The organism is uncultured Fretibacterium sp., from assembly GCF_938030725.1.
Classification (GTDB): Bacteria; Synergistota; Synergistia; order Synergistales; family Aminobacteriaceae; genus Fretibacterium.
The window spans coordinates 1-1,913 of record NZ_CALHIQ010000097.1; the positions used below are offsets into that span (position 1 = coordinate 1).

A 1,913-nucleotide genomic window follows, 5' to 3' on the forward strand; every position below is an offset into this window, starting at 1 on the left:
TGACGGGGCAAAACTGTGTGATGACGACATCCGCACCTTCGATGGCGTCCAGGACCTCCTGGGGCGGCTCAAAGGCCTCGCTGCCTCCAGTTTCCACCTTCAAGTTGATGTTCTGAAGCTCCTCGTAGTCCTTCAGCTTCCACTGGACCGTCCTGACCGTGTGCCCTGCCTGCTCAAAGTTGTGGAAGCCCTTTTTGATGTACTGTTCCGGGATTAAAAGGTCTCCAATGCCGACGATTTCCATGGTTTTACTTTCCTTCCGGGGCCGGGGTCCCTGCAGGAGCATCCACCTTCATCAGCCTGGATGCCTCGACGATAGCCCAGCCAGCCGGCGTATTGTAGGGGGAGACCAGGTTGCCCAGCTCCTGCCCCTCGGTGATTTGGATGTTAGCTTTCCTGGCTGCCTCGGTGTAGTCCGGTCCCATGGCCGTGCCCGCGTACAGGCAGAGCGCAAGGATCAGGATGCCCGTGATGTAGATGCGGAACATATTCCTCTTGCAGAAGGGGGCCACCATGGAGATGATGAAGACGATGGAGGCGAGGTCCGTAAACGGAAGCATGTTGTTGCCCGGCAGGACCATGGCCAGCAGGAGTGCCGTGGGGATCAGCAGCAGGGAGGTGGCGATGATGCAGGGCTCTCCGATCAGGAGCGCCGTATCCATGCCGATGTAGAACTCGCGCTTCGGGAACAGCTTCTTCAGTCGAGCCTCGGCCGCGTCGCGGATGACCATGACGCCCTCGACCGTGACGCCCACCATGCGGGGCAGCAGGATCATGACGGCGGCTACGTTCACGGCCAGCGGAAGCACCTGGGTGATGGGCCAGCCTGCCAGGAAGCCCAGGCCCGCTCCCAGGACGGTGGCCAGCGTGATGGGTTCGCCGATGACGCCGAGAGTTTCCGTGATCTTTTCGGGGTTCAGGTCGATCTTGTTGACGCCGGGGATGCGCTCAATAATCCAGTTCACGAAAATTCCCAGAGGAACGTAGATGCCACAGGTCGCATGCACGAAGGCGACGCCTTCCATCTTATACATGGCCTGGATCGGCTTGGCCGTCAGGTCGCCGATGACGAAAGCGATCAGGTAGAGGAGCAGCGCTGCCGCCGTTCCCATGGGGATGCTCCCGGTGATGTCGTAGACGAGCGTCCCCACAAGGGAGATCAGCCAGTAGTTGAAGATGTCGATGTTCAGTATCTTCGTCAGGTTAAGCAGCAGCAGGATGAGGTTCAGCAGAATCGCGCCCACCACGATGAAGGGGATGAGGGGTGAAGACCAACCGATAGCTGCGCCCGTGGCCCAACCCACGTCCACGACGTTCAGCTTCAGGCCGAAGCGTGTTGCCATGTCCATGGCCGCGGGCCCAAGACTGGTCAGCAGAAGTCCCACCACCATGTTGATTCCCGTAAAGCCAATGCCAACGGTCATGCCCGCCTTAAAAGCCTTTCCTGGCTTGACGCCGAAGATCAATCCTACGATGAAGAAGATGATTGGCATCATGACTGTTGCGCCCATTCCGATCAATGCGTTGAAGAAACTCATCGACTATGCCCTCCTGATTAAGAAAGCTCGAGAAATCAAATGAATCTGTCCTAAAGACGCACGTTGAGCAAAGGGTGGTTAATTTTGAAAAGGTTGCCGGGTTAAAGCGCGATGGTTCGCCTCCCTTCAAAGTCCTTTGTGTGGGTGATATTGAAGATTGTCTGCCTTGGCGTTTTGATAAGCCCAACCGTCTTGCCAGCGACGTCAATCACGCACACAGATGCGATCCATTTCCTGAATTCCATCATTACAGTAAAGACGAGTTGCATATCAATTCCATGATAAGAAATTTGTGAAAGAATTTCAAGAGGTTTTCCCGTTCCCAAATCCACAGGGACGGGAAAGTCAGACAAGGTTCAAATAAAGGACTCTTCT

Annotated in this window: 3 protein-coding genes; all 3 read right to left on the reverse strand. The window is 55.9% G+C overall.

Annotation, left to right across the window (positions count from 1 at the left end; genetic code table 11):
• On the reverse strand, nucleotides 1-244 hold a 244-nt coding region (locus tag Q0629_RS06000), incomplete at its 3' end, for a hypothetical protein (protein WP_298780189.1).
• 4 nt (nucleotides 245-248) lie between these two features.
• Nucleotides 249-1,538 carry a PTS transporter subunit IIC gene (locus Q0629_RS06005; protein ID WP_298780193.1) on the reverse strand — a complete coding sequence of 430 codons (1,290 nt, stop codon included), beginning with the start codon at nucleotides 1,536-1,538 and terminating at the stop codon, nucleotides 249-251.
• 101 nt (nucleotides 1,539-1,639) lie between these two features.
• Complete coding sequence (locus Q0629_RS06010; RefSeq protein ID WP_298780196.1) at nucleotides 1,640-1,870, reverse strand: hypothetical protein; 231 nt, start codon at nucleotides 1,868-1,870, stop codon at nucleotides 1,640-1,642.
• Nucleotides 1,871-1,913: the final 43 nt, after the last annotated feature.